The sequence below is a fragment of the Limnobacter sp. genome (genome assembly GCF_046297615.1).
GTDB lineage: Bacteria > Pseudomonadota > Gammaproteobacteria > Burkholderiales > Burkholderiaceae_B > Limnobacter.
In genome coordinates this window covers 133,667-153,667 of sequence record NZ_JBKBHM010000002.1, presented here as the reverse complement: position 1 = coordinate 153,667, position 20,001 = coordinate 133,667, and the positions used below count along the sequence as shown (strand labels likewise).

The 20,001-nt window shown below is 57.3% G+C and carries 15 protein-coding genes; 13 read left to right on the top strand and 2 right to left on the bottom strand.

Going from position 1 to position 20,001, the window contains the following annotated elements; translation table 11 throughout:
* Positions 1–22 precede the first annotated feature (22 nt).
* The gene (locus ACK4FF_RS04655; protein WP_409705166.1) at positions 23–1,753 is read left to right on the top strand and encodes a deoxyribodipyrimidine photo-lyase/cryptochrome family protein; all 1,731 of its coding nucleotides are present in this window, start codon (positions 23–25) and stop codon (positions 1,751–1,753) included.
* 12 nt (positions 1,754–1,765) lie between these two features.
* Here ACK4FF_RS04655 and ACK4FF_RS04650 read toward each other — a convergent pair whose 3' ends face one another.
* Positions 1,766–2,602, bottom strand: coding sequence for a pyruvate, water dikinase regulatory protein (locus ACK4FF_RS04650; protein ID WP_409705163.1), 837 nt, complete (start codon positions 2,600–2,602; stop codon positions 1,766–1,768).
* A gap of 136 nt (positions 2,603–2,738) precedes the next feature.
* Here ACK4FF_RS04650 and ppsA point away from each other — a divergent pair, with 136 nt between their 5' ends.
* From ppsA to ACK4FF_RS04630, 4 genes are all read left to right on the top strand, one after another.
* Positions 2,739–5,156 carry a phosphoenolpyruvate synthase gene (ppsA, locus tag ACK4FF_RS04645; RefSeq protein WP_409705159.1) on the top strand — a complete coding sequence of 806 codons (2,418 nt, stop codon included), beginning with the start codon at positions 2,739–2,741 and terminating at the stop codon, positions 5,154–5,156.
* Positions 5,157–5,184: 28 nt separating this feature from the next.
* Positions 5,185–5,601, top strand: coding sequence for an NfeD family protein (locus ACK4FF_RS04640; protein WP_409705156.1), 417 nt, complete (start codon positions 5,185–5,187; stop codon positions 5,599–5,601).
* Positions 5,602–5,638: 37 nt separating this feature from the next.
* Entirely contained in the window at positions 5,639–6,553 is a 915-nt protein-coding gene (locus tag ACK4FF_RS04635; RefSeq protein ID WP_409705153.1) for an SPFH domain-containing protein, read from the top strand.
* Positions 6,554–6,663: 110 nt separating this feature from the next.
* Positions 6,664–7,785 carry a hypothetical protein gene (locus ACK4FF_RS04630; protein ID WP_409705150.1) on the top strand — a complete coding sequence of 374 codons (1,122 nt, stop codon included), beginning with the start codon at positions 6,664–6,666 and terminating at the stop codon, positions 7,783–7,785.
* An 8-nt stretch (positions 7,786–7,793) separates the two neighbouring features.
* On the opposite strand, the gene smpB is transcribed toward ACK4FF_RS04630, so the two are convergent.
* Entirely contained in the window at positions 7,794–8,243 is a 450-nt protein-coding gene (gene smpB, locus ACK4FF_RS04625; protein WP_409705147.1) for an SsrA-binding protein SmpB, read from the bottom strand.
* Between the two features lie 128 nt (positions 8,244–8,371).
* Between smpB and ACK4FF_RS04620 the strand changes: the two genes are divergently transcribed.
* The 8 genes from ACK4FF_RS04620 (at position 8,372) to ACK4FF_RS04585 (ending at position 19,914) form a co-directional block, all read left to right on the top strand.
* A complete protein-coding gene (locus ACK4FF_RS04620; RefSeq protein WP_409705144.1) occupies positions 8,372–8,803 on the top strand; it encodes a type II toxin-antitoxin system RatA family toxin in 432 nt (143 codons plus the stop codon).
* Entirely contained in the window at positions 8,800–9,162 is a 363-nt protein-coding gene (locus ACK4FF_RS04615) for an RnfH family protein (protein WP_409705141.1), read from the top strand. The genes ACK4FF_RS04620 and ACK4FF_RS04615 overlap by 4 nt, the downstream gene beginning before the upstream one ends.
* A 38-nt stretch (positions 9,163–9,200) precedes the next feature.
* Positions 9,201–10,661, top strand: coding sequence for an IMP dehydrogenase (gene guaB / locus ACK4FF_RS04610; protein WP_409705138.1), 1,461 nt, complete (start codon positions 9,201–9,203; stop codon positions 10,659–10,661).
* 14 nt (positions 10,662–10,675) lie between these two features.
* Positions 10,676–11,665, top strand: a complete 990-nt coding sequence (locus ACK4FF_RS04605) for a GAF domain-containing protein (RefSeq protein WP_409705133.1) — start codon at positions 10,676–10,678, stop codon at positions 11,663–11,665.
* A gap of 21 nt (positions 11,666–11,686) precedes the next feature.
* Positions 11,687–13,309: a glutamine-hydrolyzing GMP synthase gene (gene guaA / locus ACK4FF_RS04600; protein WP_409705130.1), complete on the top strand. Its 1,623-nt coding sequence runs from the start codon at positions 11,687–11,689 to the stop codon at positions 13,307–13,309.
* A 466-nt stretch (positions 13,310–13,775) separates the two neighbouring features.
* Positions 13,776–15,968, top strand: coding sequence for a DUF1156 domain-containing protein (locus tag ACK4FF_RS04595; RefSeq protein ID WP_409705127.1), 2,193 nt, complete (start codon positions 13,776–13,778; stop codon positions 15,966–15,968).
* Positions 15,952–16,971 (top strand): hypothetical protein, encoded by a 1,020-nt coding sequence (locus ACK4FF_RS04590; protein WP_409705125.1) that lies wholly within the window; start codon positions 15,952–15,954, stop codon positions 16,969–16,971. The genes ACK4FF_RS04595 and ACK4FF_RS04590 overlap by 17 nt, the downstream gene beginning before the upstream one ends.
* A gap of 336 nt (positions 16,972–17,307) precedes the next feature.
* The gene (locus tag ACK4FF_RS04585; RefSeq protein ID WP_409705122.1) at positions 17,308–19,914 is read left to right on the top strand and encodes an AAA family ATPase; all 2,607 of its coding nucleotides are present in this window, start codon (positions 17,308–17,310) and stop codon (positions 19,912–19,914) included.
* The last annotated feature ends 87 nt before the right edge of the window (positions 19,915–20,001 follow it).

Below are 20,001 nucleotides of genomic sequence, written 5' to 3'. Positions count from 1 at the left end.
CATGTGCTTCAATGCAGTGACGATGATTCGCAGTTCCGCCAAACACACCACTCGAACCGAATTGCATTTGGTCTGGCTCAAGAAGGACTTGAGGCTGAGCGACCACTTGCCGCTGACCCACGCCTTGGCGCGGCAAGCTCAGGAGGGTGGTGCCCTGGCATTGGTGTATGCCTATGAGCCCACCTTGCTGGCATCGCCAGACTGTGCGGCACAGCACACCGGGTTTGCCACCGAGTGCCTTCAAGCACTCAGGCAACAACTGCCGGGTAGGGTGCCGCTTGTTCTCGTGAACGAAGACATTCCACCGTGCCTGCATGCGCTGGCCGAGCAGTTTCACCGGGTGCGCCTCTACAGCCATGAAGAAACCGGCAACTGGGCCAGTTACCAGCGCGACATCGCCGTGGCCCAGGTGTGCAAAGACCGGGGATGGGAATGGCTTGAAGTCCCAAGCAACGGGGTGGTCAGGCGACTCAACAACCGTGACAATTGGTCAGCCCTGTGGGACCAGACCATGCAGAGCCAACCCCTGCCGGTGCCTTCATGGACTGTTCGTTCAGCACTGACTCAAGCCCAAGCCGTCAACCAAATCGAAAGTGCACTGGCGTCCTTGCGCCATCGCGTCCTTTGGGGTTGCGATGGTGAGCCGCCCTCTCAAGACGATTGGCCCGCAGACTGGCTTGCGAAACCGCTGACACAACAAGACTGGCAAGACAAACCGGCTCGGCAGCGAGGGGGCAGAGCAGCGGCCGAGGGGCTGCTTCACGAGTTTTTGACTCAGCGCGGTGAGCATTACCGAAGGGAAATGTCCAGCCCGTTGACTGCAGAATCTGCATGCTCACGTTTGTCCCCTTATCTGGCCTACGGAGTGATGTCCATTCGTGAAGTGGTCCATGCACTGTGGCAGGCCAGGCAGCATTGGTTGGGCTTGTCGGATGTTCGACATCCCTCGGCCAGACATTGGCTGCAATCCATAAAATCGTTCGAAAGCCGCTTGCACTGGCACTGCCATTTCATTCAGAAACTCGAGTCGGAACCCGAGCTGGAGTTTCACGCAGCCCACCGGGGCTTGGACCATTTGCGCAACAGCGGGCCATTAAGCGCTGACGAAAAAGCCAGGCTGGATGCTTGGATCAACGGCTGCACAGGTTTTCCGATGATTGACGCGTGTATGCGCATGCTCAAAGCCACAGGGTGGGTGAACTTTCGCATGCGGGCGATGCTGGTGGCCTTTGCCAGCTATCAGCTTTGGCTGGACTGGCGACACACCGCGCCGCTGCTGGCACGCGAATTTCTGGATTACGAACCCGGCATTCACTACCCGCAGTTTCAGATGCAAAGCGGGGTAACTGGCATCAACACCCTGAGAATTTACAACCCCGTGAAACAGGCCATGGACCATGACCCTCAAGGTGTCTTCATCGCGCGCTGGATTCCTGCGTTGGCCAAACTTCCTGCTGAGTACCGAAGCGCCCCGTGGGCCACGCCTGCATTGATTGCCATGGACTGTGGGTATCAAGCTGGGGTTGATTATCCTCAACCCATTGTCAACCCGGACACTGCAATCGCCGAGGCCAGGGCCCGGCTGACCCAATCACGCCATCAATCAGGGTATGAGGCAGAAGCCAAGCGGGTTTATCAAAAGCATGGGTCCAGAAACCCCAACCGCAACGGCCTTGCGCGCACTCGGCGAAAAACCGGTGATACCCCCGAAGATGGCTTACCAAAAGAAGACCCTCAGGCCAGCCTGTTTTAAGGCCGTTCGCGTTCAGTAGATCGGCGAACCGAGGTTCAACTGCTGAAGGATGGTGGTCGAGATTTCTTCAATGGATTTGCTGGTGGAGCTGAGCCAATGAATGCCTTCACGGCGCATCATGAATTCAGCCGCCTTCACCTCTTTTTTGCAGTTCTCCAGAGAGGCGTAATGGCTGCCGGGGCGGCGTTCATTGCGGATTTCGCTCAAACGCTCCGGGGAAATGGACAGGCCAAAAATCTTGTTTTTGTATTGGGGCAACGCCACGGGCAACTCTCCCCGTTCGAAGTCTTCGGGAATCAAGGGGTAGTTGGCTGCTTTTACGCCATATTGCATCGCCAAGTAAAGGCTGGTGGGCGTTTTTCCGGAACGGGAAACCCCAACCAAAATGACATCAGCCGCCGCCAAGTCCTTGTCGGTCTGACCGTCATCGTGAGCCAGGGTGTAGTTGATGGCCTCAATCCGGTTTTTATACTGCTCGTTGTCAGCAATGGTGTGTGAACGCCCAATTCGGTGGGTGCTCTTTACGCCCAATTCATTTTCCAGCGGCTCAACGAATTTCAGGAACAAGTCCATGAACACGCCGTTGGCCTTGTGAACCACCTCGTTGATCATGGGGTTCACCAAGGTGCTGAACACGATGGGTTTCATGCCGTCGTACACCGCAATGTCGTCAATTCGCTGCTTGGCCGAAATGGCTTTCACTTCAGAATCGATGAAGGGAATACGCACCTGCTTGAACCGTATGCCCTCAAACTGGGACAACACGGAATGGCCTAAAGTTTCGGCTGTAATGCCCGTGCCATCAGACACAAAAACCACTGTTCGTTCCTGAGGAATATTTTCTGACATCAGGCCTCTCCGGGGCAGCACTGCGACAAATGCGGGTTAGAGTTACAATCATAGAGAAAAATAACAGGTGAAATAAGGGATGCGGCGCAGCCCGGGGTCACATGCCTTATTTCATTTGAAGCTCGGGGTATAAAACATGTCAATTGCACAGACCAATCCAGCAGAGGCCTTGGTAATTCCATTCGAACAACTGCGAATGGATGATGTAGAAATTGTCGGCGGTAAAAACTCCTCCTTGGGAGAGATGATTTCCCAACTGGCCGAGACCGGCGTGCGGGTTCCAGGCGGTTTTGCCACCACAGCCCACGCCTTTCGCGAATTCCTGAAATCCAACAACCTGGTCGAGCGCATCAACGCCAAACTAGATGCCCTGAACGTCGATGACGTGCGGGCATTGACCCAGGCTGGCGCAGAAATTCGCCAGTGGGTTGTGCAGGCACCGTTGCCGGCCGACCTTGAACAAGCCATCCGTGACCACTATGCCCAGATGATGGCGCAAAGCGGTGGCGACATTTCCGTGGCTGTTCGCTCATCCGCCACGGCTGAAGACTTGCCTGATGCCTCGTTCGCAGGCCAACAGGAAACCTTCCTCAACGTGAACGGTATTGAGGACGTGCTGGACAAAATCAAGGAGGTGTTTGCCTCCCTGTACAACGACCGCGCCATTTCTTACCGCGTACACAAAGGGTTCGCCCATGCTGACGTGGCCCTGAGCGCCGGTATTCAACGCATGGTACGCAGCGACTTGGGTTCAGCCGGGGTGATGTTCACTTTGGACACCGAAAGCGGCTTTGAGGACGTGGTGTTTATCACCTCCAGCTATGGCCTGGGCGAAACAGTGGTTCAGGGCGCAGTTAACCCAGACGAGTTCTACGTGTTCAAGCCCACCTTGCGCTCGGGCAAATACCCCATTATTCGCCGTCAAATTGGCTCCAAACTCATCAAGATGGAGTTTGACCTGAACAAGGAAACCGGCAAAAGCGTGCGCACTGTGGACGTACCCGCAGAATTGCGCAACCGCTATTCGCTGACCGACCAAGACGTGATTGAACTGGCCAAGTACGCCCTGATTATCGAGAAGCACTATGGCCGCCCCATGGACATCGAGTGGGGTAAAGACGGCGGCGACGGCAAAATCTACATTCTCCAGGCCCGCCCTGAAACCGTGAACAGCCAGAAGAGCAGCGATGTTCAGTTGCGCTACAAGCTCAAAGGCAACTCGTCGGTGCTTAGTTCTGGCCGCGCCATCGGGCAGAAGATTGGTTCAGGCCCAGTGCGCGTGATCAACGACGCAGCGGAAATGGACCGTGTACAAGCTGGCGATGTGCTGGTCACCGACATGACCGACCCCAACTGGGAACCGGTGATGAAACGCGCCGCTGCCATTGTCACCAACCGGGGCGGGCGCACCTGTCACGCCGCCATCATTGCGCGGGAATTGGGTATTCCCGCTGTGGTGGGTTGCGGCGATGCCACCGACAAGCTCAAGGAAGGCATGCTGGTGACGGTGAGTTGTGCTGAGGGCGACACGGGCAACATCTACGAAGGCTTGCTGGAAACGGAGGTGACCGAAGTCAGGCGTGGCGAGCTTCCCGAGATTCCCGTCAAAATCATGATGAACGTGGGCAACCCTCAGTTGGCCTTTGAATTCAGCCAGTTGCCCAACAAAGGCGTTGGTTTGGCCCGCCTTGAATTCATCATCAACAACGCCATCGGTATCCACCCCAAGGCGATTCTCGATTACCCCAATGTGGACGCCGACCTGAAAAAGGCCGTGGAAAGTGTGGCCCGTGGCCATGCCAGCCCAGTGGCATTCTTTGTGGACAAACTGGCCGAAGGCGTGGCCACCATTGCAGCGGCGTTCTACCCCAAGCCGGTGATCGTGCGCATGTCCGATTTCAAGTCCAATGAGTACCGCAAGCTGATTGGTGGCAGCCGTTACGAACCTGAAGAAGAAAACCCGATGTTGGGTTTCAGGGGTGCTGCACGCTACATTTCCGAAGAATTCTCGGAGTGTTTCGAGATGGAATGCCTGGCCTTGAAACGGGTCCGTGAGCAGATGGGCCTGGACAACGTCCAGATCATGATTCCATTCGTGCGGACGCTGAACCAAGCTGCCCGCGTTGTGGACCTGCTCAGCCGCAAAGGGCTTAAGCGTGGCGAAAACGGCCTGAAGCTGATCATGATGTGCGAAGTGCCGTCCAACGCAGTGTTGGCGGACCAGTTCCTGGAATATTTCGACGGCTTCTCCGTTGGGTCCAACGACCTGACCCAGCTCACCCTGGGCTTGGACCGCGATTCTGGTCTGGACCTGTTGGCTGCCGATTTTGATGAACGCGACCCGGCTGTTCGCGCCCTGCTGAGCAAGGCGATTACTGCCTGCAAGAACCAAGGCAAGTACGTGGGCATTTGCGGCCAGGGCCCTTCGGACCACCCTGACTTCGCGTTGTGGCTGGCCGCCGAAGGCATAGAGTCCATTTCGCTGAACCCGGACACCGTGGTGGACACTTGGCAAAAACTGGCTGACCGCCAAAAGCGGGCAGCCCAATCCTGAACCGTCGTACCCGCAATGAAGGAGAACCATGACTGATTATTCACTGTGGCTGGTTCTGGCCGGTGTGTTGCTCATCGCCGAGCTAACCACCGGCACCTTCTATCTGATGTTGGTGGCGGTGGGCGCCTTGCTCGGTTCCGCTGCCGCTTATTTGGGCTACAGCTTTCCCATTCAACTGACTGTATCGGCCGTGTTTGCCTTGTTGGCCACCTGGGCCTTGAAATCGAGCCGGGCAGGGCAGCCTGCCGCCGCCGACCATTCACAGCTCGACCTTGGCAACACGGTGGTGGTTGAGGCGTGGAACGAACAAGGCCACACCAAAGTGAACTATCGCGGGGCACAATGGTCTGCACAAAGCCTGGATGCACAAGCCCAACCCGGCGTTCATGTCATCGAGTCGATCGATCTGAATGTGCTCAAGCTCAAGCGTCAGGCCCAAGCCTGAACCCTCTGCAAACAACCCACACTGAAGGACACTTCGCATGGAAGTCTCACTGGTTATACTCGTTCTGGCCTTGGTGGTCATTGCCCAAGCGGTTCGTATCGTGCCCCAGCAAAGCGCGTGGGTGGTTGAGCGTCTGGGTAAGTATGACCGGACCATGCAGGCCGGTCTGAATTTTCTGGTTCCTTTTGTGGAGCGTGTGTCCTATCGCCACAGCCTGAAGGAAATTCCCCTGGATGTGCCCAGCCAAGTCTGTATCACCAAAGACAACACCCAACTGCAAGTGGACGGCATTCTGTACTTTCAGGTGACTGACCCCATGCGAGCCAGTTACGGCTCCAGCGACTACATCAGCGCAGTAACCCAACTGGCGCAGACCACACTGCGGTCGGTCATCGGCAAACTGGAACTGGACAAAACATTCGAAGAGCGCGACATGATCAACGCGGCCATCGTGAATGCCCTGGATGAAGCGGCCTTGAACTGGGGTGTGAAAGTGCTGCGCTATGAAATCAAAGACCTCACCCCACCGCGTGAAATTCTTCAGGCCATGCAAGCCCAGATTACTGCAGAACGGGAAAAGAGGGCACTGATTGCGGCCTCCGAGGGCCGCAAACAGGAGCAGATCAACATCGCCACCGGTGAGCGGGAATCGTCCATTGCACGCTCCGAAGGTGACCGCATCGCCTCCATCAACAAAGCCCAAGGTGAAGCTGCTGCGATTCTTGAAATCGCCAACGCAACCGCAGACGCCCTGCGCAAGGTGGGCGCAGCCGTCAACGAACCGGGCGGCAACCAGGCCGTGAACCTGAAAGTGGCGGAGCAGTACATTCAAGCCTTTGCCAATGTGGCCAAGCAAGGCAACACCTTGATTTTGCCGGGTGACCTGTCCAACATGGGCACCATGGTTGCCACGGCCATGCAGATTGTTCAACAGGGCAAACCGGGCCAATAAGCCTATTGAATCGGCCTCACCTGCACTGGTGGGGCTGGCCTTTCAGGGAACCTGTTGCAAACAATTGCCACCCACTAACTGCTAGGTTCAGAAGCTTGGGTTATTAGGCAATGTCAGGTCCACAAACACAGTTCAGGTTAAGCATTGACAGCGAATTGCTGGCCCAACTCAAGACGTTGGCCGCCCAGCAAGGCTGTTCAACCAGCGCGTTGATGTGCCGCCAGCTTCAATTGCTGGTAACCCCCCCAGCAGCGGCCGAGGGTGCCCCGCCGGTTAACCCAACCATGGCCAAGCTGTTGGACTGTGCGGTTGGGCGCGCCAGCATTAGCAGCACTGTGCAATCATTGGGTTTGAATGGGGCGGACGACCTTCGCCGGCTCATGCTTGCTGCCCGGCTGCCTTGGCCTGGCTTAACCAGCGAGCGCATCGCGGAAATGACCGATGATTTGCTGGCGCTGTGCCACACACCGGGCCATGCCCTTGACCCCAGCCAAATTCTGACCCTGCTGGAACCGCAGGCTTTGTACGACTTGCTCAATCAGCCTTCGGGGCTGAACGGCCTGAACCAGTTGCCGTGGACACTGGCCATCAGCGACGCCGCGTTCAATGCCATCGCAAAGTCATCGGATGGCCGGGCTGCCCTGATCATGGACTGGATGCGCCAGCACCAACTCACAGTGATTGCAAGCAAAGCCTTTTCGCAAGCGAACGGCTTGCCAGTGCTTGAGCTGAGCGCCCGGGAAATCACCGGGCAGTGGTGTGGGCAGGGCTTGGGTTTCCATTGCCTGCATGTGGTGGACGAGGGCAGCGTGCTAGAAAGCACACCCATTGAATCCATCGGCCAGGTGAAAACCGTGGTGGTTCAGGCCTTGCAGCCCTGGTTGGGGCTTGGCCAAGGCACAGCGGATGTTCAAGAGAAACCAATAACAAAAGCAGTCAAAGCTGACATAAAGCCAGCACGCCAGGCCGTTGGTCAGTTCATCAAGCAACACCCGCGTGGCGCCGCTGCATTGGCCCGGGGGCAAATGGCCGCACAAAAGCTCGAAGGGTGGTTCATTAACGAGGTGCTGCCCGAGGCCATTCGCGCGTGGCGCATGGCTAGCCGCGAGTTAACCGCCCTGGCAAAAAAAGCCTCACAGTGGCGGCCCGGCCGTTCGGGCACCCTAAGGGCTAAACCGGAAACCGAGTTGGCCAACGACTTTTCAACCCGGCTGAACCAAAAGCGCCCGTAAGCGCGCTCTCAGGTTCGGTGAACCTTCATCAACCGTTCCTGCTCACGTTTCCAGTCCTTGTCGCGAAGCGTGTCACGTTTGTCATGCTGCTTCTTGCCCTTGGCCAGTGCCATGCTGCACTTGATACGGCCATTCTTGTAATGGAAATCAAGCGGCACCAAGGCAAAGCCGCGCTGTTCAACCTTGCCAATCAAGCGGTTGATGTCTTGCTTCTTCAGCAGTAGCTTGCGAGTCCGAATGGTGTCGGGGCGAACATGTGTTGACGCGCTATTCAGCGGTGTGATGTGGCTGTTAAGCAGCCACAATTCGCCATTGCGCACAATGATGTGGGCTTCCTTGATTTGCGCCCGACCAGCGCGAATCGCTTTCACCTCCCAGCCCTCCAGCACCACGCCGGCTTCATAAGTTTCTTCGATGAAATAATCGAATCCAGCCTTTTTGTTTTGAACGATACTCATGAGTGTGGGACCGATGCCAAGGCATCGTCTGAAGTGGGTGTACAACGGCCATCGCGCTTCACAGCGGAAAACCGGTTAAAATTGAGAGTTTACCTTGTTCGCAGGCGCCTTAAGCCTTGCAAGAGCCCATGGCCACTGTTGAAAAGTCCGTTTTGGTTACCTATCCCGCCCACTTGATGTACGACTTGGTGCGCAAAGTCGGGGACTACCCTCAGTTTCTGCCTTGGTGCAGTGCAGGCCATGCGGAAGAAACCGAGCCATTGACGGAAAAAGCAGCGGTTGAAATCAACTTCAAGGGGGTCAAGCAGAGTTTTTGCACCCTGAACCGCCTGGAACCCCACCACGCCATTCACATGAGCTTGGTGGACGGCCCTTTTCGGGAATTGCGGGGCGAGTGGCGCTTCCTGGCACTGACAGAAGACGCCTGCAAGGTCGAATTCCGGCTGGACTACGAATTCTCCAGCAAGGTGTTGGAACAACTGGTTGGCCCGGTGTTTCACCTGATCGCCAACAGCTTCGTGGACAGCTTCATCAAGCGCGCCGAGAGCCTTCACGGATGAGCCACCCAGCGAGCATCACCATCCAGTGGGTTGAACTGACCGCCAGTGACGGTGGCCTTTTGCTGTCCAACCCAACCGCGCTGGACGTGCCAGCAGGCAGCACTGTGCTGCACGCTCTACTGGCGCTGGGTTTGAACACTGAACAGGTACAGGCACGGCTGGCCAAGCGGTCGGTTTCGGTGTTTGGTGTGCACGCGCGGGCCGATCAATTGTTGCACCCCGGCGACCGTCTTGAACTGCTGGACACCCTGCAGGTGGACCCCATGGTCAGCCGCCGCCGCAGAGCGGCCCACAAAGCCCGGCTGGAAGCCGCACCGGCAGAATCGAAACGCGCCAGGCGCAGCCAAAAGCAGGGGTAAATTCCGGTATAATCTGCTTTTGCGCCAGGAGAAAATACATGCGTGTCACGCAGAAAGCGCTCACGTTTGATGATGTTCTACTCGTACCGGCATTTTCAGACGTACTACCCAAAGACACCTCGCTGTCCACCCAGCTCACCCGCAACATCCGCCTGAACATTCCTCTGGTGTCCGCCGCCATGGACACAGTGACCGAAGCCCGCCTGGCCATCGCCATTGCGCAGGAAGGGGGCATTGGCATTGTTCACAAGAACATGCCCGCAGCCATGCAGGCCGCCGAGGTGGCCAAGGTCAAGCGCCATGAATCGGGCGTGCTTCGCGACCCAATCACCATCGAGCCCAACCTGACGGTTCGCCAGGTCATTGCGCTGACCCAACATCACAAAATTTCCGGTCTGCCCGTGGTGCAGAACGGCAAAGTCGTGGGTATTGTCACCAACCGCGACCTGCGTTTTGAGACCAACCTTGACCAACCGGTGTCCAATGTCATGACCCCGCGCGAACGTTTGGTCACCGTGTCCGACGATGACAGCCTCGACACCGCCAAGCAATTGATGCACAAGCACCGCCTGGAGCGCGTGTTGGTGATTGATGCCAACCACCAGCTCAAAGGCCTGATTACCGTCAAAGACATCCAGAAAGCCACTGAACACCCCAATGCCTGCAAAGACACGCTGGGCAAACTGCGTGTGGGTGCAGCCGTGGGTGTGGGTGATGGCACCGAAGACCGTGTTGAAAAACTGGTGGTCGCTGGAGTGGACGTGATTGTGGTGGACACCGCACACGGCCACAGCAAAGGCGTGTTGGACCGGGTAAGCTGGGTGAAGAAGAACTTCCCCCACGTGGACGTGATTGGCGGCAACATCGCCACAGGTGCAGCCGCCAAAGCCTTGGTGGATGCCGGTGCAGACGGCGTGAAAGTGGGCATTGGCCCAGGCTCCATTTGCACCACACGGATTGTAGCTGGCGTGGGTGTACCCCAAATCAGCGCCATTGCCAATGTGTCAAAGGCCTTGGAAGGTACAGGCATTCCGGCGATTGCCGACGGCGGTATCCGCTACTCAGGCGACATTTCCAAAGCCCTGGCTGCTGGCGCCAGCAGCGTCATGATGGGCGGCATGTTTGCGGGCACCGAAGAAGCGCCGGGCGAGGTCATCCTGTTCCAGGGGCGCAGCTACAAAGCTTACCGTGGCATGGGCTCTTTGGGCGCCATGACTCAAGGCTCTGCGGACCGTTACTTCCAGGACCCAGCCAACAACGCCGACAAACTGGTGCCCGAGGGCATTGAAGGCCGAGTGCCCTACAAAGGCTCGGTGTTGGCGATTATTTTCCAGTTGGTGGGTGGTGTGCGTTCATCCATGGGTTACGTGGGCTGCAGAAGCATTGCGGAAATGCACGACAAGGCTGAGTTTGTTGAGATTTCGTCAGCGGGCATGCGCGAAAGCCATGTGCATGACGTGCAGATCACCAAAGAAGCCCCGAACTACCACGTAGACTGACACAGGCCTGGGCCATGCTGATACCCGAGACACCCGCCAACGAAGGGGCACGACTTGCTGCCCTCAAGGGCCTCGGGTTGATGTATAGCCCTGCCGAGGCGCGCTTTGACCGGGTCACCCGGCTGGCGCGTCGACATTTCAATGTCGCTGTGTCGCTTGTGTCCTTGGTGCACGAATCCTGCCAATGGTTCAAGTCCAACCAAGGGTTAAGCGCATGTGCAACACCGCGGGAACTCTCATTTTGTGGGCATGCGGTGGCGATGGACAACACGCTGGTGGTGCCCAACGCACTGGAAGATTCGCGTTTTGCAGACAACCCCTTGGTGGTGCTTGACCCCAAAATCCGCTTTTATGCAGGCCATCCCATCCGCGATGACCAAGGGCATGCCCTTGGAACCCTGTGTTTGCTGGACTACGCGCCACGCGGCTTTAGCATGCAGGACAGGCAAGACCTGTCCGACTATGCAGCCTGGGTCAGCCTGCTGATCGCCCAAGCCCCCCCAAACAGCGCCGCCAGGCGCTTGGTGTTCAGCCTGAGTGAAAACGAACGGGCTGCTTTGCTTGAACCCATGTTGGGTGTGTGGAACAAGGGCGGCCTTCGGGCAGTGCTTGACGTGGAAACCGTGGACACAGCCCTTAAAGGCGTGCCCTTGGGGTTGATGACCTTTGAGCTGGCCGACCTTTCCGGCTTGTGTATGCGGTTTGGGTCGGAGCGTGTGGTGGAGTTTCGCCGCTTTACCCATGCGCTGGTGCGTGAACATCTGCCTGACTCCAGCAGCTTGGGCGAGGTGCGCGACGGCCTTGGCTTGGCCGTGTGCCCGGGGCTCAGTGTCAGCGATTTGCGTGAACGGCTGCCCGCCTTGTCGGCCGCGTTCAGGCAGTTCACCGCCGAAAGCAAGGGCATCCAGGTGAACCTGGAATGCAGGATCAATGTGTTGGACAGGGCGATTTTCAATGCAGAAGGCATTGATGCGCTGCTGGACTCTCTGTCCTCAATTTACTGAAATCAACGTGTCATTCTGATCATGAATCATCAAAAAATTCTGGTGCTGGACTTCGGTTCACAGGTCACTCAATTGATCGCCCGCCGTGTCCGCGAGGCCGGTGTATTCTGTGAAATTCTGCCCTGCGACGCTGACCCAGCCCGTATTCAGGCCTATGGGGCCAACGGCATCATTTTGTCCGGCAGCCATCAGTCGGCCTACGAAGAATCCACCGACAAAGCGCCGGAACTGGTGTTCACCTTGGGTGTACCGGTGCTGGGCATTTGCTACGGCATGCAAACCATGGCTCAGCAACTGGGCGGGAAAGTTGAACCGGGCAAGGTGCGTGAGTTCGGCCATGCCCAGGTTCGGGCGCATGGCCACACCCGTTTGCTGGACGGCATTGACGACCACCGCAACGCGGACGGCCATGGCCTGCTTGACGTGTGGATGAGCCACGGTGACAAAGTCACTGAAATGCCCCCGGGCTTTAAGTTGATGGCCTCAACCCCCTCATGCCCAATCGCGGGTATGGCCGATGAAGATCGCCGTTTCTACGCCGTCCAATTCCACCCGGAAGTGACACACACGAAGCAGGGCACCGCCTTGCTGACCCGCTTTGTGCGCGACATCTGCGGCTGCAACGGCGATTGGTCCATGCCCAGCTTCATTGATGAAGCCATTGAACGCATTCGTGCACAGGTGGGCAGCGATGAGGTCATTCTCGGCCTGTCCGGCGGTGTTGACTCTTCCGTGGCTGCGGCCCTGATTCACCGGGCCATCGGTGACCAACTCACCTGCGTGTTTGTTGACCATGGCCTGCTGCGCTACAAAGAAGGCGAGCAGGTGATGGAGACATTCGCCAAACATTTGGGCGTTCGTGTGGTGCACGTGAACGCGACCGAGGAATTCATGGGCCAGTTGACCGGTGTCAGCGACCCTGAAGCCAAACGCAAAATTATCGGCAAAGCCTTCGTGGATGTATTCCAGCGCGAGGCGGGCCTGCGCAAAAACGCCAAATGGCTGGCGCAAGGCACCATTTACCCGGATGTGATTGAATCGGCTGGCGCAAAAACCGGCAAGGCCACCAACATCAAAAGCCACCACAACGTGGGCGGCCTGCCTGATACCTTGAACCTCAAACTGCTGGAGCCATTGCGCGACCTGTTCAAGGACGAGGTGCGCAAGCTGGGCGTGGAACTGGGCCTCGACCCTGAAATGGTTTACCGCCACCCGTTCCCAGGCCCTGGTTTGGGCGTTCGTATTCTGGGCGAAGTGAAAGCAGAGTACGCAGAAATCCTCCAGTTGGCCGATGCGGTGTTCATCGAAGAATTGCGCAACACCAAGGCCACCGAGGCCGATGCTGCAGCGGGCCTGTGCAAAGCCGCTGAAGTGGGTAAAAGCTGGTACGACCTGACCAGCCAAGCCTTCGCAGTCTTCCTGCCAGTGAAATCGGTGGGGGTGATGGGTGATGGCCGCACTTATGAATACGTGGTTGCCATCCGCGCGGTGCAAACGCAGGATTTCATGACCGCCCATTGGGCGCACCTGCCTTACGCCTTGCTGGGCCGGGTGTCTAACCGCATCATCAACGAGGTGAAAGGCGTGAACCGCGTGGTCTACGACGTATCGGGCAAACCGCCAGCAACCATTGAGTGGGAGTGATCCGGCGTCTAGTCGTGGCTGGCACTTAGTAGCACGAGAACACAACTACTCAGGCAGCCGCGGGATTTTTGTAATCGTGTAAGGTATTGGCCGGCAATCTTTGGCACCGCCAATCACTGTTTTGTCATGGCATGATGACAGGCATTGAATGTTTTGGTGCCATGAGATGTTATCGATATCAGGTAGCCATTTTTTGGAAATCGCGGTATTTATAAACCTCAAAAAATTGATTTCATTATGTTTTTATCTCAGGGTAGATTACTCCCAGATCATGGTATTCGGAGCCAATCAGGGGGAATACCATACTGCCCGATACCAAGCTGTGTTACCTGAAGCTGAGAGACAAGCTCTACAAGGAAAAGGACCGTGAAGGTCTCTATATCGCCGACTAGGCTTTCCATTGTGGTGTATCGCGGAAGATCCACAAGCACTGTGGTGTAGTGCCACCGAACATAATAAGCAGGCCATGAGCATCGAAGATAACTACAGCATCAGATTCATCGCAGCGCTTGCGCTGCGCGAGAAGCAGATTCAACAGAATTACCGGCCGATCATCGCTGTACATAAGTGGTTTGCCCGTAGGCCGGGCACGCTTTTTCGCGGCTTGATCCTGTCGGAGTTTGGAAACGAGTACGTCGAGCACACTTACTACAACAATAACCATTTCGAGGGGCGAATCGTCGCGGACCCGTTCATGGGTGGTGGGACGCCGCTGTTGGAGGCGAACCGGCTGGGTTGCAACGTCGTCGGATTGGACATCAATCCGATGTCAGCTTGGGTAGTGCGCGAGGAAATCGACGCGCTCGATCTCGGAGCCTACGCGAAGGCAACCACCCTCTTAGCCCAGCACCTTGAGCAGGCGATTGGCGAGCTCTACAAGACGCGCTGCCCGGTGACTGGCCGTCCAGATGCCGATGTCAAATATTTTCTGTGGGTCAAAACAGGTATCTGTAGCGCCTGCGGCAGTGGCTTCGACCTGTTCCCTGGCTACACAGTGGCCGAGAATTCCCGGCACCCAGCCTATGTTCTTGTGTGCCACTCCTGCGGCGACCTCAACGAGGTTGCTGACCCCAAAAACCCTGGAAAGTGTGGCTGCGGCGTGCAGCTCAAGACAGAAGGCCCGGTGAAGCGCAACAAATGTGTCTGCCCGCACTGTGGGCATGTGAACGCCACACCGTTCCAAGGTGAAGGTCCGCCGACACATCGGCTCTTCGCGATGGAGTACTATAACCCCGACCTTCGAGACCGGCCAGGGCGATTGTTCAAGAAACCCGATGCTGATGACCTGGCGCGCGCTGAAGCAGCAGCGGGGGCATGGAAGCGGATGCACCCATCCTTCGTGCCTGATGACCTTATCCCCGAGGGCGACGAAAGCTCACGCCTGCACCGTTGGGGCTATGAGCGCTTCCGCGAATTGTTCAACTCTCGGCAGCTTCTTGCGCTGGAGACCAGCGCTCGCTTCATCGCAGGCGTGAAAGATCAGCGTGTACGCCGCGCGCTGGCTACCAATTTTTCCGATCTATTGCGCTACCAGAACATGCTGTGCCGATACGACACGATGGCGCTTAAGTCGCTGGACGTGTTCTCGATTCATGGGTTCCCTGTGGGCTATGTACAAGTGGAGTCCAACTTTCTCGGCATTCGCAACGGGGGAGGCAAGCCTGTCGGCTCCGGTGGATGGGTTAATATTACGGAGAAGTACACCAAAGCTAAGGAGTACTGCACCGAGCCGTTTGAGGTAATGTTCAACGGCAAGAAAAAAACCATACACTACATCTCGGGCGAGTGGATTGGGGAAAAGCACCCACACCGGCACGATGCGCCAATGCGATCCATCGACATCCGCTGCTCCTCATCGACAGAGGCCGAACTTGCCCCGCTTAGCCTTGATGCTGTGTTCACTGACCCGCCTTACTTTGGCATGGTTCAGTACGGAGAGCTGATGCAGTTCTGCTATGTGTGGCTGCGCAAGCTGATGGGCGAGGAGTTTCCTGGCTTGGAGCTAGAGACCACGCGGCACCATGACGAGCTAACCGGCAACGAGACGGCGGAGCGCGACATTGAGCACTTTGCTGAAGGCTTGGCTGCTGTTTACAGCCGGATGGCTGCAGCCCTCAAGCCGGGTGCACCGCTAGTATTCACCTACCACCACAACAAGCAGGAGGCTTATCTTGCAGCGGCCATGGGCATCCTAGATGCGGGCCTGACCTGCTCGGCTTCTCTGCCTTGCCCAGCCGAGATGGGCGGTTCGATTCACATTCACGGCACCGGCTCATCCATCGTCGATACGGTATTTGTCTGCCGCGACACCATCGCTGCGCCGCTTCACACTCTGGTCGAAAACGCTGCGCAGCTCGCGGCGCTGATGACGAATGAACTGGCCGAATTGACCGCTGCGGGCATGAAACCGACGGCTGGTGACATCCGATGCATTGCCTTCGGGCATATCTCCCGCATGGCGATTTGGAAGCTGCGGCCGAGCTGGAATTCATCGAGGCCAACAGCCGAGAAGTTGGAGACCATTCGCCTAACCATGGACAGCATCGCTACAGTCGAAGACGTTAGCGTAGTTTTGGATGCAGCGCAGGCGACTGAAACAATCGACATGCAGCGCAATAACAAAATGAACGGGGAGCAAGCCAATGCCATTACGTTTTGAGGCCGACTACGCAGACCCGTCGCTGTCTTTTGATGCGCTGGTCGATGAAGTGTTCGGGGAGCTGCAGTCCAGTTTTCTCGAAATGCCGAGAGGGGAGGGCTTCACCGATTACGCCACCTTCGAGAAGGGTTATCAGACCCTGAAAAAGGCAACAAACGACTTCACCACCGTGAACACGGCTAGCGTTGAAGCTGCAATAGTCGCTGCTCCGATTGCCTTCATCGTCTTCAGGGCCATCCTCGGTTTCACCCCGCCTGAGTGGGCCTACGTAACGACCGAGCGCACCGGTGTGCGAGTTGATCAAGGCGCAGCGCGCACCATGGACCGAAACATCCGACTAAAGCCCCTGACCCCTCGTGTTCTGGGGGCAACGCTGACCGACCAGCGCTTGCGGGCCATGATTAGGGCTGGCGTTGAAACGCTCATGGTAGGTGCTGGCCCTGAGAATCTCGCCGTTTTACATCGACTCGACAAGGTGGACACGAAGGAAGGTATCAAAAGCCTGCAGCCGATTGCAGACCTCGGGGTGCCTTACGCAGTCCTGCTATACGAGCGTTTCCTCGGGCGCCCATTTGCATCGCACCGTGATGCCGTGAGCGAGCGCGTGGGCGAAGTCGTTGAGGGAGCCATCAAGGACGTACTGACCGCGGCGAAAGTGAGCTTCCGTGAGACCAAGCGCGCAGAGCGCATCAACGGCTTTGACCAGGCTCCAGACTTCATCATACCCGACGAGTTCAATCCGGTTGCCTTAATCGAGGCCAAGCTGACCGAGGACGACGGCACTGCCCGCGACAAGGTGGCGCGAGTACAGCGTCTGCGCTCGTTGCGCGACGAGAGTCGGAAAGACTACGACGTTATCGCTTGCATCGCAGGGCGCGGCTTCAAAGTCCGACGCGAGGACATGCGCCGGCTCTTGCAGGCTACCGATGGCAAGGTCTTCACGCTTGCCACGATGCCCCTTCTCACCGAACACACACGTATCCGCGAGTACAAGACACGTTAAAGCATAACTTTCCTGCGTTTCGCATTTGTTCGGTGGCACCGCTCTTTGCCATCCCAATCGATACCTGGGGGCGGGGCTAGGTAGATGAGCGTCAAGAGGAAAGAACATGACTCAGTCGCACCAAGACAACAAAACTGAACCTTTTTTCATCACTACGGAAGGGGAAGCCGGATTAGCAGCCACAGGGTACGATTTCGCTCCACCTGCTCATGTCAGAACAAAGAGCATTAGTGAGCACTATAGATGGCAGCCAGGGGAGATACTATCCGATGCTTTGAGCCGCTATCTAGAGAAGCATGGTACAGATGGTGGACACAGATTGAGAGGCTTGGGTGTATGACGACAGAGGCGGAGGCGCTGGCCAACATCCTTACGTGGTCTTTTGATGGTCCGGGTTGGCAACGCGATGCACTACGCCGACTTGCAACGCAAGCGGCGCTGGGGCCAGCTGAGATCGACGAACTGGCGTCCATCTGCAAGGGTGACAATCCGGCAGTTCCGCTGGAAGCGGAGCACCTTCGCGGCCCGAACCGCGATCAAGGAGAAGTCTATCTGCGACAAGTGCATGGAGTCCGGCATGTCAACGCCTTGGCCCCCGACCAAAAGCTCACGCTCCACCGTGTCGGTTTAACAATCATCTATGGCGACAACGGATCGGGAAAATCTGGTTACGCGCGGATTCTTAAAAAGGTATGCCGCGCCCGAATGAATGGCCGAGGCGAGGAGATCGGCCCCGATATCTATGACGCCGCACCAGGCACGCCCAGCGCCACGATTGAATACGCGGTCGGCGGGCAGAATCGTACATGCGCTTGGCGGCTTGGACAGGCTGCCGACACTGCACTTTCCGGCATCAGTGTCTTCGATTCCCGTACCGCGAACGTCCACGTGGACGATACGAACGACGTGGCTTACACGCCGTTTCCGCTCAAACTGCTAGGTGCGTTGGCGCAGCTTTGTAAGTCCATCAAGGACAAGCTAGCAGCCGAGATTGAGCAGATAAAGGCGCAAACGCCCGAAGCGATCAGAACACCTGCATGCGGGAAGGACACAACGGTCGGTAAGCTCATGGCCAGGCTCACAGCCAACACTGCCCCGGCGACAGTCGAAGCATTGGCCACGCTGACGCAAGCAGAGCAAGACAGATTGGCTCAACTCGCGGCGGACCTGGCGGGTGATCCGGCTCGCGCGGCGCGCCAACTTACGGCGTTGAAGGCCAAGGTTGACGGGTACATTGCGCGCCTGGACCGGCTGTTTGCTTCGATCGGCGACGAGACCGCCGATAACCTGCGCCGCCATGCCATTGATAGCGATGCCGCGCGCCGGGCAGCAGAAGCTGCTTCCAGTGCGCTTTTCCGTGACGAACCGCTGCCGCAAATTGGGTCGGAGGTTTGGCAGACGCTATGGGCCAGTGCCCGGGCATTCTCGGACATGGAAGCCTATCCTGAACGGCGCTTCCCCGTCATAGAACCTGGCTGCGTATGTGTGCTTTGCCAGCAGGAGTTGACGCCCGTCGCTGCCGATCGACTCAATCGCTTCGAGACTTTTGTGCGCGACGATAGCCAGCAACGTGCTGTGGCTGCGCGCCTGGTGTACGACCAGGCACTGGCAACGTTCAAGGGGGAGACTATTTCGTTGGCCGAGCTTGCGGACATTGTGGCGACCGTCCGCGACGATCTGCGTCAGGACGCCTTAGCGCTGGCGATCAAGGGCGCGACCATACGCGCCCTGTGGCGTCATCGCCAGATCAGGCGACGCCACGCGAATCCAAGCGCCGCTATTGACGTGCACGTCACGGAATATTCGCGTCAGGCGCTGATCGATCAAGCAGCGGGCGTTGAGGTTCGGGTGAACGCCCTTACTGCTGAGGCGGGTTCTCCAGCTCGTGCTGCCTTGCTTGTCGAAAAAGGCGAGCTTGCGGATCGGAAATGGCTTGATGGTATCAAAGCCGATGTTCTCGCTGAAATTGAACGTCAGAAGCAAATCGCGCGGCTTGAGGCGGCCCAACGCGACACAACCACTAATCGTACTACCACGAAGAGCACGGAGATCGCACAGGCGCTAGTGACTGATGCACTTCGCGCACAGTTCGCTCGTGAGGTGGCGAGTTTTGAGATCGCTGGCCTTGCCGTGGAGTTTCGCCAGCAAAACAGCGTTCAGGGCATTCCCCGCTTCAAGGTCGCATTTACGAGGAAACCCACTGCCGCAGTGGGGCAGGTCCTGAGCGAAGGTGAATATCGCTGCGTTGCTCTGGCTGCGTTCATGGCTGAACTCGCCACCACGGAAAATAAGTCGAGCATCGTCTTTGATGATCCAGTTTCTTCGCTCGACCACATGCACCGGGAGGCGGTAGCTAAACGCTTGGTTGCTGAAGCCGCTCATCGCCAGGTCATCGTTTTCACTCATGACCTTGCGTTCCTGTTCGAGTTGAATCGCGCGGCTGACGATGCGCAGCCTAAGCCGCCAGTTGCCATTAGCTCCATTAGCCGGGGTGCTGACAAGGCAGGCTTTTGCCGCAGCGAACCGCCATTCAAAGCGCGTCGAGTTAGTGACATCACCACTAGTCTGAGAAATCAGCTTGCGGGTGAACGCTACCATTTCGAGCAAGGCAATCACGACGAATGGCGAAGGTCCGTCAAATCAATTGCCGCGACGTTGCGCGATACGTGGGAGATCGCGGTTGAAGAAGTTGTCGGGCATGTCCTCAGACGATTGCCCAATGAGGTGAAAACGCCTGGCTTGGTCAAGCTGACCGCGATCACGGTTCCCGATTGCGAAGCTATGCGAGACGGATATGGTCGCTGTTCTGAACTGCTGCATAGCGCCGCTGCTGCGTTGAACCGTCCTCTACCGAGGCCAGAAGCATTGACGGCAGAGATTGATTCATTGGCGGCCTGGGCGGACAGCCTTCGGCAGCGTCAGGGAGCAGCAAAGTTGGCCTGAAGCCTTGGGATCAGCCAAGTGTTGAGGAGCTGAATATGGTATTGTTCAAGGCGCTTATTGAGATGCCTTTAGTAAGGCTTTGATTTA

Coding starts and splice junctions, on each gene's coding strand:
- ACK4FF_RS04605 (WP_409705133.1), top strand. CDS start 10,676: ATGCTGATACCCGAGACACCCGCCAACGAAGGGGCACGACTTGCTGCC.
- ACK4FF_RS04585 (WP_409705122.1), top strand. CDS start 17,308: ATGACGACAGAGGCGGAGGCGCTGGCCAACATCCTTACGTGGTCTTTT.
- ACK4FF_RS04620 (WP_409705144.1), top strand. CDS start 8,372: ATGGCCACTGTTGAAAAGTCCGTTTTGGTTACCTATCCCGCCCACTTG.
- ACK4FF_RS04595 (WP_409705127.1), top strand. CDS start 13,776: ATGAGCATCGAAGATAACTACAGCATCAGATTCATCGCAGCGCTTGCG.
- ACK4FF_RS04650 (WP_409705163.1), bottom strand. CDS start 2,602: ATGTCAGAAAATATTCCTCAGGAACGAACAGTGGTTTTTGTGTCTGAT.
- ACK4FF_RS04635 (WP_409705153.1), top strand. CDS start 5,639: ATGGAAGTCTCACTGGTTATACTCGTTCTGGCCTTGGTGGTCATTGCC.
- ACK4FF_RS04655 (WP_409705166.1), top strand. CDS start 23: ATGATTCGCAGTTCCGCCAAACACACCACTCGAACCGAATTGCATTTG.
- ACK4FF_RS04615 (WP_409705141.1), top strand. CDS start 8,800: ATGAGCCACCCAGCGAGCATCACCATCCAGTGGGTTGAACTGACCGCC.
- guaB (WP_409705138.1), top strand. CDS start 9,201: ATGCGTGTCACGCAGAAAGCGCTCACGTTTGATGATGTTCTACTCGTA.
- smpB (WP_409705147.1), bottom strand. CDS start 8,243: ATGAGTATCGTTCAAAACAAAAAGGCTGGATTCGATTATTTCATCGAA.
- ACK4FF_RS04590 (WP_409705125.1), top strand. CDS start 15,952: ATGCCATTACGTTTTGAGGCCGACTACGCAGACCCGTCGCTGTCTTTT.
- ppsA (WP_409705159.1), top strand. CDS start 2,739: ATGTCAATTGCACAGACCAATCCAGCAGAGGCCTTGGTAATTCCATTC.
- guaA (WP_409705130.1), top strand. CDS start 11,687: ATGAATCATCAAAAAATTCTGGTGCTGGACTTCGGTTCACAGGTCACT.
- ACK4FF_RS04630 (WP_409705150.1), top strand. CDS start 6,664: ATGTCAGGTCCACAAACACAGTTCAGGTTAAGCATTGACAGCGAATTG.
- ACK4FF_RS04640 (WP_409705156.1), top strand. CDS start 5,185: ATGACTGATTATTCACTGTGGCTGGTTCTGGCCGGTGTGTTGCTCATC.